Annotated in this window: 12 protein-coding genes and 1 riboswitch; of the genes, 11 read left to right on the top strand and 1 reads right to left on the bottom strand. The window is 27.5% G+C overall.

What is annotated here, in order from left to right; all coding sequences use genetic code 11:
* Window positions 1–40: 40 nt before the first annotated feature.
* Window positions 41–1,351: a VanW family protein gene (locus ACYUEX_RS09945; protein ID WP_460287906.1), complete on the bottom strand. Its 1,311-nt coding sequence runs from the start codon at window positions 1,349–1,351 to the stop codon at window positions 41–43.
* 485 nt (window positions 1,352–1,836) lie between these two features.
* On the opposite strand from ACYUEX_RS09945, the gene ACYUEX_RS09940 reads away from it, so the two are divergent.
* The 11 genes from ACYUEX_RS09940 (at window position 1,837) to ACYUEX_RS09890 (ending at window position 16,293) form a co-directional block, all read left to right on the top strand.
* Window positions 1,837–2,643, top strand: coding sequence for a cation diffusion facilitator family transporter (locus tag ACYUEX_RS09940; RefSeq protein ID WP_411170413.1), 807 nt, complete (start codon window positions 1,837–1,839; stop codon window positions 2,641–2,643).
* A 139-nt stretch (window positions 2,644–2,782) separates the two neighbouring features.
* Window positions 2,783–3,952, top strand: a complete 1,170-nt coding sequence (locus tag ACYUEX_RS09935) for a sensor histidine kinase (RefSeq protein WP_460287905.1) — start codon at window positions 2,783–2,785, stop codon at window positions 3,950–3,952.
* Window positions 3,945–4,625: a response regulator gene (locus tag ACYUEX_RS09930; protein WP_460287903.1), complete on the top strand. Its 681-nt coding sequence runs from the start codon at window positions 3,945–3,947 to the stop codon at window positions 4,623–4,625. The genes ACYUEX_RS09935 and ACYUEX_RS09930 overlap by 8 nt, the downstream gene beginning before the upstream one ends.
* A gap of 359 nt (window positions 4,626–4,984) precedes the next feature.
* The gene (locus ACYUEX_RS09925) at window positions 4,985–5,860 is read left to right on the top strand and encodes a hypothetical protein (protein ID WP_460287902.1); all 876 of its coding nucleotides are present in this window, start codon (window positions 4,985–4,987) and stop codon (window positions 5,858–5,860) included.
* 230 nt (window positions 5,861–6,090) lie between these two features.
* Window positions 6,091–7,092 (top strand): ABC transporter ATP-binding protein, encoded by a 1,002-nt coding sequence (locus ACYUEX_RS09920; RefSeq protein ID WP_460288193.1) that lies wholly within the window; start codon window positions 6,091–6,093, stop codon window positions 7,090–7,092.
* A 3-nt stretch (window positions 7,093–7,095) separates the two neighbouring features.
* A complete protein-coding gene (locus tag ACYUEX_RS09915) occupies window positions 7,096–7,914 on the top strand; it encodes an ABC transporter permease (protein ID WP_460287900.1) in 819 nt (272 codons plus the stop codon).
* A 1-nt stretch (window position 7,915) separates the two neighbouring features.
* Window positions 7,916–8,707: an ABC transporter permease gene (locus ACYUEX_RS09910; protein WP_460287899.1), complete on the top strand. Its 792-nt coding sequence runs from the start codon at window positions 7,916–7,918 to the stop codon at window positions 8,705–8,707.
* A gap of 134 nt (window positions 8,708–8,841) precedes the next feature.
* Complete coding sequence (locus ACYUEX_RS09905; RefSeq protein WP_460287898.1) at window positions 8,842–11,277, top strand: heavy metal translocating P-type ATPase; 2,436 nt, start codon at window positions 8,842–8,844, stop codon at window positions 11,275–11,277.
* Window positions 11,278–11,339: 62 nt separating this feature from the next.
* Window positions 11,340–11,512, top strand: a riboswitch (Lysine riboswitch).
* Between the two features lie 71 nt (window positions 11,513–11,583).
* Window positions 11,584–12,909: an APC family permease gene (locus ACYUEX_RS09900; RefSeq protein WP_460287897.1), complete on the top strand. Its 1,326-nt coding sequence runs from the start codon at window positions 11,584–11,586 to the stop codon at window positions 12,907–12,909.
* 142 nt (window positions 12,910–13,051) lie between these two features.
* A complete protein-coding gene (locus tag ACYUEX_RS09895) occupies window positions 13,052–15,784 on the top strand; it encodes a sigma 54-interacting transcriptional regulator (RefSeq protein ID WP_460287896.1) in 2,733 nt (910 codons plus the stop codon).
* Window positions 15,785–15,984: 200 nt separating this feature from the next.
* Window positions 15,985–16,293: a PTS sugar transporter subunit IIB gene (locus ACYUEX_RS09890; RefSeq protein WP_322545722.1), complete on the top strand. Its 309-nt coding sequence runs from the start codon at window positions 15,985–15,987 to the stop codon at window positions 16,291–16,293.
* Window positions 16,294–16,307: the final 14 nt, after the last annotated feature.

Genomic DNA, 16,307 nt, shown 5'->3' with positions numbered 1-16,307 from the left:
AAATGCAAATTATCTTTTTTTATTAATTAGTTAAATTTAATTATTGAAATGGTTGATAGGTACTTCTATCTAAGTACTGATCAATAACTAATTCACCATTTGAATTATATCCACGGAGATAAGCGTCTGCACTTAATGGACCTAAAGGTATTGATACTGGTTCATAAGTTATTCCGTTTTTAACAGTATCATTTGACCAAAATTCAATGGTTAAATTCCCATTTCCTGCATAAGAGTTTACTACAACAGGAAAATCAAAATTATTTGTAAATTTTAAATCAATAAGGTTATCAGCTAAAGTTGCATCTAGTCCTATAGGAACATATGAAACTCTCATCATATGATTAAGTCTTTCTGTAGGTAGTATTCCGGCTCTTAACATTGTATTGTAAAGTGTTGAGGCAACTTGGCAAACACCGCCACCTATTCCTGGAACTACTTGACCACCAACGTAGGTATTAGCAGCTACAAATCCATTTTCAATAGTAGTTGGTCCAATTGCTTTCTCGGTTGAAAAAGTTTCACCAGGCATAACTATTGTATTATCTATATTTGTTGCAGCTAATTGAAGGTTTGTACCACTTGGACCCGCAGGATAGCTTGTGGAAAATGATGAGATCTTATTATTTACAGTGCCTAATGCATCAGCTTTAATATTAGCTTCAACAACTTCTACATTTCCAACAACCTCTACCACATTTGGTGCTTTCATATCCTTTATTTTAGATTTTATATTTTCTAATAATTCTGTTGAATTTAATTTAAGTCCAGTAGAATCATTTGATATATTTATAGAATTACCAGAAATATTTATAGAAGCATTAGTAGGGCTAGTATCTACATTAGTAGAGATATTTGTAACGAATGAATTTAAATTTTCATCATTAAAAAGAACTTCAAATTCATACTCCCTATTTTCAGGTCTTTTTATTAAATTTACTTTCTTGAAAAAACCATCATTTTTTCCAAAGCTTAAAATTTCACTTTCAAGCTTTTCATAATTAATTGTAGCTTCTAAATCTTTATATAAGATATCAAAGTTTTTTCCATTAGCTTGAACACTAATTTTTTTATTACTTATATCATCAACTAAAGATAAAAGGGTAGTGTGCAAATCACTACTATCTAATCCAGCTAGATCTTTATTTAGTATATAAGCACCAGGATATACCTTATCAGAATAACTATTAACCAAATTGATATTTTTAACTAACCAATAACCTAAAACGGAAATTAGGATTAGAAATAAGGCAAGTATAAACTTCCAAGATTTCAAAATTGGAATTATACTTTTTTCATTAATTTTCACCACTTCCTCTGGTGTTTGGGGATTAAGATTATTATTACTCATAAATACCAACTTTCTATAAAATTACTTTGTCATTCAATTGACATATATAGTTTACCCCTAAGCGCTAATAATTTCAAGAACTTATGGAAAAAAATTACTATATAAATATACATTTTATATTATTAAAAATCGCAAGTTTTAAGAAATATAAAAAATATATAAATATAAGTACAATAATGTAAAAAATTAATATAAGCACTTTATAGTAAGTTAGAGTATTGCCTTGTATAGATATAATACATAAAATGTACTTTTATGCTTTTCTTATAAGAATATAAAAGTGAGAATAGTCATATTAATAGAAGTTATATAACATTTTAATGAGTTGAGAAAATAAGTGTAAAAGAATAAAATTTTATTAGAATATTTTTGTATAAAGGAGTGATATTATGAAGGCGGAAAATAGAATTCTTAGGTTTTCAGCAGTAGGTGGATTGTTCTTCGCTGCCTTAGGTATTACATGGGGATGAGCTATACACTCAGAAATGATAACTTTTGATGGACTGTACTCATTTATAAGTTTAATTTTAGCATTATTTGCAATTATTACTACTAATTTTATAAACAAAAACGATTTTAAAAATTATCCTTTTGGAAAGGCTACATTAGAACCTATATTAGTAATTATTAAGTCATTAGTACTTTTAATAACTTGTTCTATAAACATGATTTCTTCTATAAGGGAAGTTTTAAATGGAGGAAATGATGTTGAAGCAGGATTCGCATTAGGATATGCATTGATTTCATCTATTGGATGTACTGCAGTCTATTTATATATGAGGGAGGAATCAAAAAATCTAAAATCTGAGATAGTTAAAGTTGAAAGTAATCAGTGGTTTATGGATGCTATGTTAAGTGTAGGAGTATTAGTAGGATTTTTAGTTTCAATACTTTTAAAATCTATTGGGTTAGCAAATTTAGCAAATTATGTGGATCCAGGAATGGTTATTTTAAGTTCTACAATATTTTTAAGAATGCCTATAACTTCTATATTAGAAGCATTTAGAGAAGTAACTAATTTTAAGGTTGATGATGAAATCAATTATGATATAAATACATTAGTAAAAGAAATTGAAGAAGAGTATAACTTAGAGGATTCTATAGCTAGAGTTGCTAAAGTAGGTAGAGAGCTTAGAATAGAAATTGATTTTATAGTATCTAAGGATTCAAAGATAAGATCAGTAGAAGATATGGACAAGGTTAGAGAAATAATAGATAATAATACAAATCATTTTGATTTAAAAAAATGGATGAATGTCTCATTTACTAAAAACAAAAAATGGGCTATATAAAATACTATCCTAGAGTTAATCTAGGATAGTATTTTTATATATGTTACAAAGTACTATACATATTTTACTATTTTACGGATTTATGTTATTTTAAAATAGTATTTAATTATTTAACTATTAAAATATGACTGGTGGTATTATGGAAAAAGAAATTAATTTCACAAATAATGTAAAAGATGTAATTCATGATGTAATTGAAGAAATAGACTCAAGTAAGAGTAAAATCTTTCATATAGCTGATAAAATGAGAGATGAATTAGAAGTGAAAAAAAATGAGCTTATAGAAGTTAAAAATAGACTTTCTGTAGTTATTGATGAAGTAGACTATTTAGAAAAAATAGATAGATCTATGAGAAATAAATTAGTTGAGGAGTCTAAAAAGTTATCAGAGTCAGATAATAATTTTTTTAAAGAAGTATATGAAGAAGCATTAGATATAAGAGTAAAGTATGTAACTAAGCAAAATGAGGAGAAAGAATTAGTTCAAAAAAGAGATTCGCTAGAGAGGACATTGAAAAATTATAGTTTAAGTATACAAGAAGCTGAAGGTGCAGTGAATCAAATAAATATAGCATTAGGATATTTAGAAGGAAATGTTTTAAATATTTTAAATGATAAAGATGAAAAATTTCAAATGATAACAGGAATAAAGATTTTAGAAAACCAGGAATTAGAAAGAAAAAGAATTGCTAGAGAAATACATGATGGTCCTGCACAATATATAGCAAATGCTATGATGAGAGTAGATTTTTGTAAAGTTGTCGTAAAAAAGGATTTAGATAAAGGAATAAGGGAATTAGATGATTTAAAATCAAATGTTAGAATGGCTTTAAAAGAAGTAAGAGGAATAATATATGATTTAAGACCATTGTCATTAGAAGAATTAGGATTATATGAAGCTATAAAGGAAATGGTAAATATCATATCATCAGAAAATAATATAACAATAAAAACATTTATTGATGAAGGTGAGTATAAAGTAGAAAAAATAATACAAGTTGCTACATATAGAATTATTCAAGAAATATTTAATAATATGAAAAAACATTCTAAAGCCAAGTTTGTAGAATTAAGAATTAATTATATAAAAGATTGCATATGTATTTACATTCAAGATGATGGAGTTGGGTTTAATGTCAAAGAAACTTTATTAAAAGTAAAACAAAAAGGTAATTGCTATGGATTAATTGGCATATTTGAAAGAGTTAAACAGTTAAGAGGGAAAATAGAAATAAAATCATCTTATGGAAAAGGCACAACATATAAAATAAGACTTCCAATAAGTAGAAAGGTACAAGAAAATGGTTAATAATAAGATAAAGGTTATAATAGTTGATGATCATGATTTAATTAGAGAAGGATTGACTAGAATAATAAGCTTTGAAGATGATTTAATAATATTAGGACAATATAGAAACGGAGAAGAATTACTATTAGCAGTAGATGATAAACAGCCTGATGTAATATTATTAGATATAAATATGCCAATAAAGAATGGGTTAGATACATTAAAAACTCTAAAAGAACATTATAAAGATATAAAAGTTGTTATGCTAACAGTTGAAAATGATAAAAAAACTATAATGAAAGCAATAGACGTAGGAGCAGATGCATATATATTAAAGGAGTCAGCTGGAAGTGAAATTGTAACTGCAATAAGAAGTGTGTATTTAGGAGAAAAATATATTGATAAATCTCTGATTAAAGCTATATTTTTAGATATTAAAAGTAATATAAGAGATAACCATAAAGAAGTGGAAGCTTTAGAATTATTGACTAATAGAGAGTTAAGCATATTATATGAGGTATCACAGGGGTTAAAGAATAAGGAAATTGCTGAAAAGCTATTCTTATCAGAGAAAACAGTTAAAAATTATATTACAAGTATATTTAAAAAAATAGAAGTTGAAGATAGAGTACAAGCTACTATATATGCAATTAGAAATGATATAGAGGTTTTTTATAATAATAAATTAAAGTAATTTTTGTAAAGATATAAGTATAAAACTAATATATATTTATTGAAAAATAGAGAAATAAGCGTTAAAAAAAGATGATTATTAAATTTATATATACGTTTACAATGGGGTAAGAATGTAGTATGTTATTTTATAGAATATACAATTGTAATTGGTAAGATATAGTTATTTAATAATAAAGTATTAATATTTTTAATATTAATACTTTTAATAACCTATAATATAAATAAATTAATAATTTATATTATATAAATAAATGAAATTGATATATATATAAGATAATAATTTAACAATATTGTTGAAAAAAATATAAAGTCATTATAAAATTGTCTTGTAAAGTTCATTTTAGGGGGAGAGATTTTATGATATCAAAAAAAATTATAGCTGTATGTCTATTATCAACAGCATTACTAGTTGGATGTGGTAGTAAAGAAGCTTCTAATTCAAATAGTAAAAATGCTACATCAACAGAGAAAAGTGAAAAGTTTACTGGAACTAAAACTTATGAAACTTTATACGATTCAACTGGTAAAAAAGGTGACGTTATAGTGACAGAAGTGGAGTTTAAAGATGGGGAGGCTGTAAAGGTTTTAGTTGATGTTCGTCAAGAAGATGGATCAATGAAAAAGGCAGCAGCTAGAGAAGGAAAATATGTAATGAAGCAAGGTGAAGCTAAGAACTGGGGAGAGCAAATGGAGTTGTTAGAATCTTTCCTTAATGAAAACAAAGTGGATACATCGAAAGTTAAACTAACTAATGATCAAGGAAATACTGATGCAGTATCAGGAGTATCAATTAAAGTTGGTTCATACTTAAATGCTATTAAAGAAGTTGTAGATTCAGTTAAGTCAGGAAAAGAACTAGAAACAGGCTATACTGGAGCTAAAATTGCAGAGACACCTTATGATTCAACTGGAAAGAAAAAAGATATTGTGGTTACAAAAGTTGTATTTAATCATGGAAAACCAGTAGGAGTAAATATTGATGTTAAGCAAGAAGACGGAACAATGAAGAGAAAAGCTTCAGAAGAAGGAAAATATGTAATGAAGGAAGGCGAAGCAAAGAAATGGCATGAACAAATGGAATTATTAGAAAAGTTCATGATTGAAAATAACTTCGATCTTTCAAAGGTTAAGTTAACTAATGATGAAGGAAATACTGATGCGGTGTCAGGAGTATCAATTAAAGTTGGAACTTATGTAAAAGCTGTAAAAGATGTCTTAGATTCTGTTAAATAATAAATTCAAAGCCACCTAATTTTAGGTGGCTTTTTAGTTATAAAAATCAAATTGTTTAAAATTTAATAGTGAATTTTATAAAATAAAACAATTTAATTGACTATATATTGTATTAAAATACAAATATTTTAAATAAAAGTATTTTAAAAGTATATTTTATTGACTATATAGTTAGTGGGCTGTAGAATTAATTGGAAATATTTAATTGTAGTTTGAAAGTTGGTGAAAATATGATAAAAGTCGAAGGTTTAACTAAGGAATTTAAAAGTAATAAGAAGTATCCTGGATTTAAAGGAGCAATCAAATCTTTTTTTTCAAGAGAATATGTAATCAAGAAAGCAGTTGATAATATTAGTTTTGAAATAAATGATGGAGAAATTGTAGGATATATAGGTGCAAATGGCGCAGGAAAGTCGACTACTATAAAAATGATGACAGGAATTTTGACGCCTACTTCTGGAAACATTTCCATAAATGGATTGATTCCATATGAAGATAGAGAAAAGAACGCAAAGAATATAGGTGTCGTGTTTGGACAAAGAACTCAATTATGGTGGGATCTACCACTTTCAGAAACATTTTCTCTTCTGAAGGATATATATGAAGTAAATGATAACGATTATATGGAAAGAATGGGATTTTTGAGTGAGGTTTTAGATATAAATGACTTCATACTGAGTCCTGTTAGAACATTGTCTCTTGGACAAAGAATGAGAGCCGATTTAGCTGCGGCATTATTACATAACCCTAAAATAATATATTTAGATGAGCCTACTATAGGACTAGATGTAGTTGTTAAGGAAAAGGTTAGAAGTGCAATAAAAGAAATAAATAAAAAATACGAAACTACAATTATATTAACAACTCATGATTTAAATGATATAGAAGAATTATGTAATAGAATTATAATAATAGATAATGGCATCAAGATATACGATGGTAGTTTAAAAGAAATAAAAGATAATTATGGATATATAACAACTATTGAAGTTCAAGTGAAGAATTTGAATGGTTATAATGAGTTTAATATTAATAATGAATTAAATATAAGTGACGATAACTTAAATATGGAATCTCAAGATAACAAAATTATAATAAGATTCAATAGAAACGTTATCACTCAAGCAGAAATAATTTCTAAAATTATAAATAAATTTAATGTATTGGACTTTTCTATTGTTGAGACAAGCATTGAAGATATAATAAAAAAGATATATAGAAAAGAGGTGTAAATATTGAAGTCTATTTTTGACGTAAAATCATATTTAACCTTTACAAAAAATACATTTCAAAAAAATTTATCTTATAGAGCAAATGCAATTATATTTTTCTTAGGTGAGCTTATTATGTTATTTGTTACATATTATTTGTGGAAAGCAATATATAGGAATTCAGAAACTTTAATTATAAAAGGATTTAGTTTAAATGAAATGATAATATATGTGCTTATATCATTTATAACAACTGTAGTAACTAGTTCAGATATAAGTCATTCAATAAGTAGGGAAGTTAAAGATGGGTCTATAGCCATAAATTTAATTAGACCCATAAATTATAAAAAAAGAATGTTTTTTGAATCCCTAGGAAATCTAATGTATAGCTTCATAGTTGTATTTCTAATAGGTTTTATAATAGTAACTATATTACAAATATCTTATGGAGGTAGTTTTTCAATTATAAATATAGTTTTATATTTTATAAGTATTATTAATGGGTTTATGATTAATTTTTATTATAGCTATATTTTCGGATTATTATCTTTTAAAGTAACAAATATGTGGGGATTAGCTCAAATTATGAATGCTATATCACAATTATTATCAGGTGCACTAATACCTATAGTATTTTTTCCTAATTGGATACAAGGTGTATTTAATTTTCTTCCTTTTAGTTCTATGATATATACTCCTAGTATGATATATATAGGAAAGTTGACTAATATTGAAGTTATTAAAGCTATGTCCATTCAATTTCTATGGGTTTTAATACTTATGATTATAGCTAGATTAATGTGGAAAGCTTTAATAAAAGAATTAACTATATTAGGAGGGTAAAATGAATAGATATATAAAATTATATGTAAAATTTCTTAAACAATATATAAAAACTTTAATGGAATATCGACTTGATTTTATATTAGGGCTTATAGGATTTATATTTGTTCAATTTGCTGGAGTTATATTTATAAAGTTAATTTTTAACGTTATACCTACATTAGATGGATGGAGCTTTTACGAAATATTATTTATATATGGATTTGCTCAAATACCAAGAGGTATAGATCATATTTTTACTGATTATCTATGGATATTTAGTTGGAAAACTATAGTTAAAGGTGAATTTGATAAATATTTATTAAGACCTATAAATCCATTATTTCAAGTTATATCTGAAAGTTTTCAACCAGATGGATTTGGAGAAGTTATAATTGGTTTAATTTTATTAATAACAGCATCATGCAATTTAAATATTATATATTCACCTATTAAGATAGTAGAGTTTATTTTTGTAGTTATATGTGCAACATTAATATATACATCTATAAAGCTTGCAACAGCATCAATAGCATTTTGGGTAAAATTCTCACAGTCATATATGTTTATGACATATCAGATAAGTACATTTGCTAAATATCCTATAAGTATTTATCCGGCTGCTATAAAATTTATATTAACATTTCTTATTCCATTTGCATTTACAGGTTATTATCCGGGAGCATATTTTATTGGGAAAGGTAATATGATAAGCGGTGTACTCTTACCGTTTTTAGTAAGTTTAATATCTATAATAGTATCATATAAAATATGGCTAAAAGGTATTAGCGTATATGAGAGTGCAGGAAGTTAAATAATAGACATATGTGTACAATGTATACATATGTCTATTTTATTTATATTGAGAATTATTATTGACATTATAAATGAAAAGAGTATAATAAAGTTATACCACACCCCTGGGGAGGGGTAAAAGGAGGGTTTAATATGAAAGAAGAAAAAGTTAAAATATCAGGTATGACATGTACTGCTTGTGCAAGTAGAGTGGAAAGAGTAATGAACAAGCTTGAAGGAGTAGATAGTGCAAGTGTGAATTTCGCTACAGAAACTTTAAGTATTAAATATGACAATGAAAAGTTAAATAGCTCGGACATTGAGAAAGCAGTTGAAAAAGCTGGATATAGTGTAGAAAAGAAGACTAAGAGCTATAGTTTTAAAGTGGAGGGAATGACTTGTTCAGCTTGTGCAAATAGAGTGGAAAGAGCTACTAAAAAAGCGGATGGTGTATTAGATTCATCTGTAAATTTTGCTACTGAAAAGCTTAATATAAGCTTTGATGAAAATAAAATATCTATCAAAGATATAAAAAGCATAGTAGAAAAAGCGGGATATAAATTAATTATAGAAGAGAAAAAGGAGAGTTCCTCAAATAGAACTCCAGATTATAAAAAACTCTGGTATAGATTTGTATTATCCTTAGTATTTACAGTTCCATTACTAATAATATCAATGGGACACATGGTAGGAATGCATTTGCCGAAAATTATAGATCCTATGATGAATCCTTTAAATTTTGCAATAACGCAATTGTTATTAACTATACCAGTTATGATAGTAGGATATAAATTCTATTTAATAGGATTTAAAAACTTATTTAAACTGAGTCCTAACATGGATTCATTAATATCAATAGGAACCTTAGCAGCAGTAATTTATGGATTATTTGCTATATATAAAATAAATCTAGGTGATCATGATTATGCAATGCATTTATATTTTGAATCAGCAGCAGTAATACTTGCATTAATAACTCTAGGAAAATATTTAGAAGCTGTATCAAAAGGAAAAACATCTGAGGCAATTAAGAAACTTATGGGATTAGCTCCTAAAACTGCAAATATTGTTAGAGATGGTAGCGAACTTACTGTTCCTATTGAAGAAGTAATAGTAGGAGATGTTGTATTAGTAAAGCCAGGTGAAAAGTTACCTGTTGATGGTGAGGTTATAGAGGGAAATACATCAATAGATGAGTCTATGCTTACAGGTGAAAGTATTCCGGTGGAAAAGAGTATAGGAAACAAAGTTATTGGAGCAAGTATAAATAAAACAGGATTTATTAAATATAAGGCTACTAAGGTAGGGGATGATACTGCTCTTGCACAAATAATTAAATTGGTTGAAGATGCTCAAGGAACAAAAGCGCCAATTGCAAAACTTGCAGACGTAATATCAGCATATTTTGTACCAACTGTAATTATATTAGCCATTATAGCTGCATTAGGATGGTATATATCAGGAGAGTCAGCAGTATTTTCACTAACTATATTTATATCAGTACTAGTTATTGCTTGTCCATGTGCACTTGGATTAGCAACACCTACTGCAATAATGGTAGGAACAGGAAAAGGTGCTGAAAATGGAGTTCTTATAAAAGGTGGAGAAGCGTTAGAAACTGCATATAAAGTTGAGACTATTGTATTTGATAAGACAGGAACTATAACAGAAGGAAAGCCTAAAGTAACTAATATAATAACAATGGATTTAAGTGAAAAAGAAATTTTAATTTTAGCAGCTAGTGCTGAAAAAGGATCAGAACATCCATTAGGTGAGGCAATAGTTAAAGAAGCTGAAGATAAAGGTCTCAAACTAAAAGAAATAAATGATTTTAAGGCAATACCAGGACATGGAATAGAAGTTAAAATAGAAAATGAAAATATTCTTTTAGGAAATAAAAAGTTAATGAAGGATAGGGGAATAAACTTAGAAGATTTAGAAGAGAAATCAAATAAGTTAGCAGAAGAAGGTAAAACACCTATGTTCTTAGCAGTAGAAAATAAAATCCAAGGAATTGTAGCAGTAGCTGATACTGTAAAAGAAAATAGTAAAAAGGCAATAAAAGCAATTCATAGTATGGGAATAAAAGTGGCTATGATTACTGGTGATAATGAAAAAACAGCTAAAGCAATTGCAAAAGAAGTTGGAATAGATATAGTTTTAGCTGAAGTATTACCAGAGGATAAAGCAAATGAAGTTAAAAAGTTACAAGGCGAAAATAAGAAGGTTGCTATGGTGGGAGATGGTATAAATGATGCACCAGCATTAGTTCAAGCAGATGTAGGAATTGCAATAGGATCAGGTACAGATGTAGCAATAGAGTCGGCAGATATAGTTTTAATGAAGAGTGATTTAATAGATGTTATAAAGGCTATTCAATTAAGTAAAGCAACTATTAATAATATAAAGCAAAATTTATTTTGGGCATTTGCTTATAATGTACTAGGAATACCAGTAGCAATGGGAATTCTTCATGTGTTTGGTGGGCCATTATTAAATCCTATGATAGCAGCAGGAGCAATGAGTTTAAGCTCAGTATCAGTATTATTAAATGCCTTAAGGCTTAGAAAGTTTAAGGCAAATGTATAAATAGTTGATATTTCCTTGACATATATATAAATTTTGATAGAATTAAGAAGGAAATTTAATATTTTATTGGTAGAGGCTGCAATAGCTAAAAGTAATATTAATGAGGTAAGCACTATGATTTAATATGAAAGGGGTTATTGCCGAAGTATATAGATTAGCTTAAAGGTTATATACTGGGATTGTATAAAATATATACAAAACTGCCACAATATTTTTGTGGAGAGCTATCTTTATTATTGTCTAAAGTTTGCAATAAATATAAGCTCAAAGAATAATCTTTGAGCTTACTTTTTTTAGGAGAAAAAAATGGAAAAGAAACATATGAAAAAAGAAATCACTTTATTTATGGCTACAATGCTTGTTTGTGGAAATATGATAGGCTCAGGAGTTTTTATGTTACCTGCTACATTAGCAGAATTATCAGGTCCAATGGCAACTATTATTGCATGGGTAATAACAACTATAGGATCTATTTTAATAGCTATATCCTTTGCTAATTTAGGTTCAAAGTATCCATCTACTGGAGGAGCTTATCAATACACAAAAGAAGCTTTTGGAGAATTTGCAGGATTTTTAAGTGCTTGGCTTTATTGGAATGGTTCATGGATAGGAAATGCAGCTATAATAGTAGCATTGGCAAGTTATAGTGCAGCTATAATTCCAGCACTAAATAATCCACTAATATCAATAATTTATACAAGTTCTATCTTATGGATATTTACATTTATAAACATTGTTGGAGTAAAAAAAGCTGGAAAGGTTCAATCGTTTGTAACTGTATTTAAAATTGTATTTTTCGCATTGTTTATAGTAATAGCATTTTTAAATTTTGATAGTTCCAATTTATTGCCTTTAATGCCAGAAGGAAAGGGAGTAAATTCAATACCTCTTGCGGCAACATCAACTTTATGGGCATTTGTAGGTTTAGAAAGTGCCACAGTAACTGCAGGAGAAATTAGTAATCCAGAAAAAAATGTTAAGAAAAGCACTATTTATGGAATGCTAATATCAGCAGTAATATACATATTAATAAGTGTTGCTAGTATGGGAGTAATGTCTAACAAAGAATTAGCTTCAAGTTCCGCGCCACTTACTGATATATTAACTAAAATTTTAGGAACATCAATTGGAAAGCCATTAGCAATTTCAGTAGTTATATGTATTTTAGGAACAACTATTGGGTGGTTATTATCTACTGCACGAGTTGCTTATGCAGCAGGAGAAGATGGTGTATTTCCTAAATGTTTTGGGAAATTACATTCTAAATATTCAACTCCAGCTAATGCTTTAATAATTGGATCCATATTAGTTAATATACTTTTAATAATGAATTACCAAAAAAGTATGGTTTCAGCATTTACATTTATAACTATATTAGCAACGCTAGCATTTTTGCCAATATATTTATTAACTGCAGCAGCAGAAATGATGATTATGTTTAGAGGGGAAAGTAAGTTTAATTTACAAATTTTCATTAAAAAAGGAATAATTCCATTACTAGCATTTATATATACATTATGGACAATATATGGTTCAGGAGCAGAAATTGTAATGTGGGGATTTATACTTATGTTATTAGGAGTGCCATTTTATATATATAATTACCATAAGAATAAAAGCAATTTAAACTAAATTATAAATATTAGAAAAAAACCCTCTAAAATTTTAGAAGGGTTTTTATTTTGAATTAAAAAATTTTACTAATGTAAAAAAAATAAATGTATGTTAAAATTAATAGCAAATAAATGTTTACATTGGGGTGATATTAAAAAATATGAGTAAGATAAATGAAGTTTATGATGCTTTAAAGCGGTTAGAAATGAAAAGTAAAAAAGGAATAACAGCAAGCGAGCTTAGTGCTTTTATGAACTTAGATAGGGCTAATGTAAGCAGATATTTAAATCAGCTTTATAAAGATGGTGTAGTTGATAAAATAGATGGCCATCCAGTAAAATATAGTTCTATAGTAAGAACCGAAGTATCTAAATCAAAAGAAAATAAGAAAGTCGTAAAAGAGAAAAAAAGAAATAGTCTAGACACACTAGTTGGTGCAAAATTAAGTTTGCAGATTCCGATTCAACAAGCCAAGGCAGCAATTTTATATCCCCCAAGAGGATTACACACTTTAATTTTAGGGGAAACTGGTGTTGGTAAATCTATGTTTGCAGAAGCTATGTATAATTTTGCAATTGAGTCTAAAGTTATAAATGATGAAGCACCTTTTGTAAGATTTAACTGCGCTGATTATGCAGATAATCCACAACTAGTTATGGCACAAATATTTGGTGTTAAGAAAGGTGCTTATACAGGTGCAGATTCTAATAGAGATGGTTTACTAAAGAAAGCAAATGGGGGAATATTATTTTTAGATGAAATTCATAGATTATCTCCACAAGGTCAAGAAATGTTATTTACATATATTGATAAAGGACATTTTAGAGTTTTAGGTGATACAGAAAAATTAGTTCATGTAGAAGCACAAATTATTGCAGCTACAACTGAGGATCCTCAATCATTTTTACTTAAAACCTTTAGTAGAAGAATACCAATGGTTATAACGTTACCATCCTTAAAAGAAAAAAATATAAAGGAAAGATATTACTTATTAAGGGAATTTATAGAAATTGAATCACAAAGAGTATCAAAAAGTATTTATTTTAATAAAAGTGCTTTAATATCATTTTTATTATATGATTGTCCTAATAATATAGGACAGTTAAAAAGTGATATTCAACTTTCATGTGCAAGAGCCTTTTTGAAATATAAAGCAAAAAATAAAGATTATATATTAGTAGATCAAGAAGATTTGCATCAACGAGTGAAAGTGGGACTTATGAAGTTACAGGAATATAGGGATGAGGTTGATGAGATATTAAGCAATATGGGAGATGTGCTTAAGTTTTCATATAAAGATAAAATTGCTTTAATTGAAGATAAAACAGGTTTAGAAGAATTTAAAGATGGAACTATGTTTTATGATAGAATAGAGCAAAAAATAGAAGAGTTAAGAAAAGATGGAATAGAAGAAAAAGAAATAGATGAAATATTAAATATAGATATAGAAAAATATTTCAGAAAATATATACGAGATTTGCCAGAAAGATTTAGAAAAGAAGAAATATCAAAAGTTGTTGATGTTGAAATAGTTAATTTAGTTGAAGAAATTCTTTTATATGCATCAAAAAAAATAAATAGGGATTACGATGAAAAAGTTTATTTTGGGTTAGCCCTTCATATTCAAGGTAGCCTAGAGCGAATAAGGAAAGGTGTTAAGATATTTCATCCTAAACTAAACTTTATTAGAGGCGAGTATGCTAGAGAATTTATAGTAGCAATGGAAATAGCTAGTATAATAGATAAAAAATTTGTAATAGAAGTTCCCTTAGACGAAATTGGTTATATAACTATGTTCTTAGCCACAAATCCTTATGAAAAAGATAAAGCAAAGGATGAAAGAGTGGCTGTTTTAGTAATAATGCATGGTCATTCTACAGCTTCATCTATGGTAGAAGTTGCAAACTCTTTAATTGGGGAAGAATATGTTAAGGCTTTGGATATGCCATTAAGTATGAAAGCAGAAGATATGTATAAATTAGCTATGGAAAAAATAAAGGAAATTCATACTGGAAAAGGTGTCTTTTTATTAGTAGATATGGGATCTTTGACTAATTTTGCAGATATGATAAAGGATGAAACTGATATTAATGTAAAAACTATTGATATGGTTACTACTTTATTAGTTATTGAAGCTGGTAGAAAAGCTTTAAATGGAAGAGGTTTAAAAGAAATATATGAATCATGCTTAGAAATTAAGAGATATGGAATTCAAGGAGCTGCATCTAAAATAGACCAAAAGGAAAGCATTATAATAACATCCTGCTTTACTGGAGATGGATCAGCACAAAGATTAAAAGAAATAATAGAAAATAATATTAATAGTAAAACAAATATTAAGATTCATGCACTTAACATATTATATAAAGATGATTTTTACAGTAATATAGAATCCTTAGAAGAAAAATATAATATTATTGCAATGGTTGGAGTGATGAATACTTATGTTCCTAATATTCAATTTATATCTGCAGCAGATATACTTTCAGGTGAAGGGATTAACGATTTAGAAAAACTTATATTACAAGAAGAAGAGTATCATAAGATAGTGGAAAGCATGGAAAAACAAATAGAAAATATAGATTCATATAAATTAATAAGAGATATAAGAAAAACTTTAATTCATATTGAAGAGCATTTAAATATTAGGTTAATTCATGAAGTAAAGATTGGTATTCTTATTCATATATGTTTTCTAATAGATAAGTTAAATAAAGGTGGTAAAGAAACTCCATTTGTTATGTTAAATGAATTTAGACATTCTAATAATAGAGAATTTATACTTATAAAACAATGCTTAAAACTTTTAGAAGAAAATTATAATGTAAATATAGGTGAAAATGAGTTAGCCCATATTGTTAAGATGGTAGTTAATAATAAGACTTCTGTGTAAAATAAGATTGAACATATAATATGAGCTAAAAGTGTGTAATTAAGTGTTACACACTAAAGTTTCTTTTAATATAACTTGAAAGTCCCTAAAAAAGGGGCTTTCAAGTTAATAGTAATTAGAAATTTTATAAAATTCAATTTGGCATTAAAATTGCTATTAAATATAGTGTAAGGAATTATATATATGAGGAGGGAATTTAAATGAAAAGAATATTACTTGTTTGTTCAGCAGGAATGTCAACATCATTATTAGTTAGTAAGATGCAAGCAGCAGCTAAGGCTCAAGGAATTGATTGTACAATAAATGCTGTTGGAGAGGCAGAATTAAAGAAACATGAAAATGAAATAGATGTATTATTATTAGGGCCACAAGTTAGATTTTTATTAAGCAAAATGAAAGCTAAATTCGAGCCAATGGGGGTTCCAGTGGAAGTAATTAACACAGTGGACTATGGAACAATGAATGGGGAAAAGGTTTTAAAACAAGCGCTTTTAATAAGCAATAAGTAGCAATAATCGTAAAA

This window comes from Clostridium sp. CTA-7 (assembly GCF_054768095.1).
Note: the sequence above shows the minus strand (reverse complement) of the source record. Positions and strands in the feature narration are given on the sequence as shown.

Bases quoted from the DNA above. Each gene is read 5' to 3' on its own strand.
- ACYUEX_RS09930 (WP_460287903.1), top strand. From the start codon at position 3,945: ATGGTTAATAATAAGATAAAGGTTATAATAGTTGATGATCATGATTTA.
- ACYUEX_RS09920 (WP_460288193.1), top strand. From the start codon at position 6,091: ATGATAAAAGTCGAAGGTTTAACTAAGGAATTTAAAAGTAATAAGAAG.
- ACYUEX_RS09940 (WP_411170413.1), top strand. From the start codon at position 1,837: ATGATAACTTTTGATGGACTGTACTCATTTATAAGTTTAATTTTAGCA.
- ACYUEX_RS09900 (WP_460287897.1), top strand. From the start codon at position 11,584: ATGGAAAAGAAACATATGAAAAAAGAAATCACTTTATTTATGGCTACA.
- ACYUEX_RS09895 (WP_460287896.1), top strand. From the start codon at position 13,052: ATGAGTAAGATAAATGAAGTTTATGATGCTTTAAAGCGGTTAGAAATG.
- ACYUEX_RS09890 (WP_322545722.1), top strand. From the start codon at position 15,985: ATGAAAAGAATATTACTTGTTTGTTCAGCAGGAATGTCAACATCATTA.
- ACYUEX_RS09935 (WP_460287905.1), top strand. From the start codon at position 2,783: ATGGAAAAAGAAATTAATTTCACAAATAATGTAAAAGATGTAATTCAT.
- ACYUEX_RS09910 (WP_460287899.1), top strand. From the start codon at position 7,916: ATGAATAGATATATAAAATTATATGTAAAATTTCTTAAACAATATATA.
- ACYUEX_RS09905 (WP_460287898.1), top strand. From the start codon at position 8,842: ATGAAAGAAGAAAAAGTTAAAATATCAGGTATGACATGTACTGCTTGT.
- ACYUEX_RS09925 (WP_460287902.1), top strand. From the start codon at position 4,985: ATGATATCAAAAAAAATTATAGCTGTATGTCTATTATCAACAGCATTA.
- ACYUEX_RS09945 (WP_460287906.1), bottom strand. From the start codon at position 1,351: ATGAGTAATAATAATCTTAATCCCCAAACACCAGAGGAAGTGGTGAAA.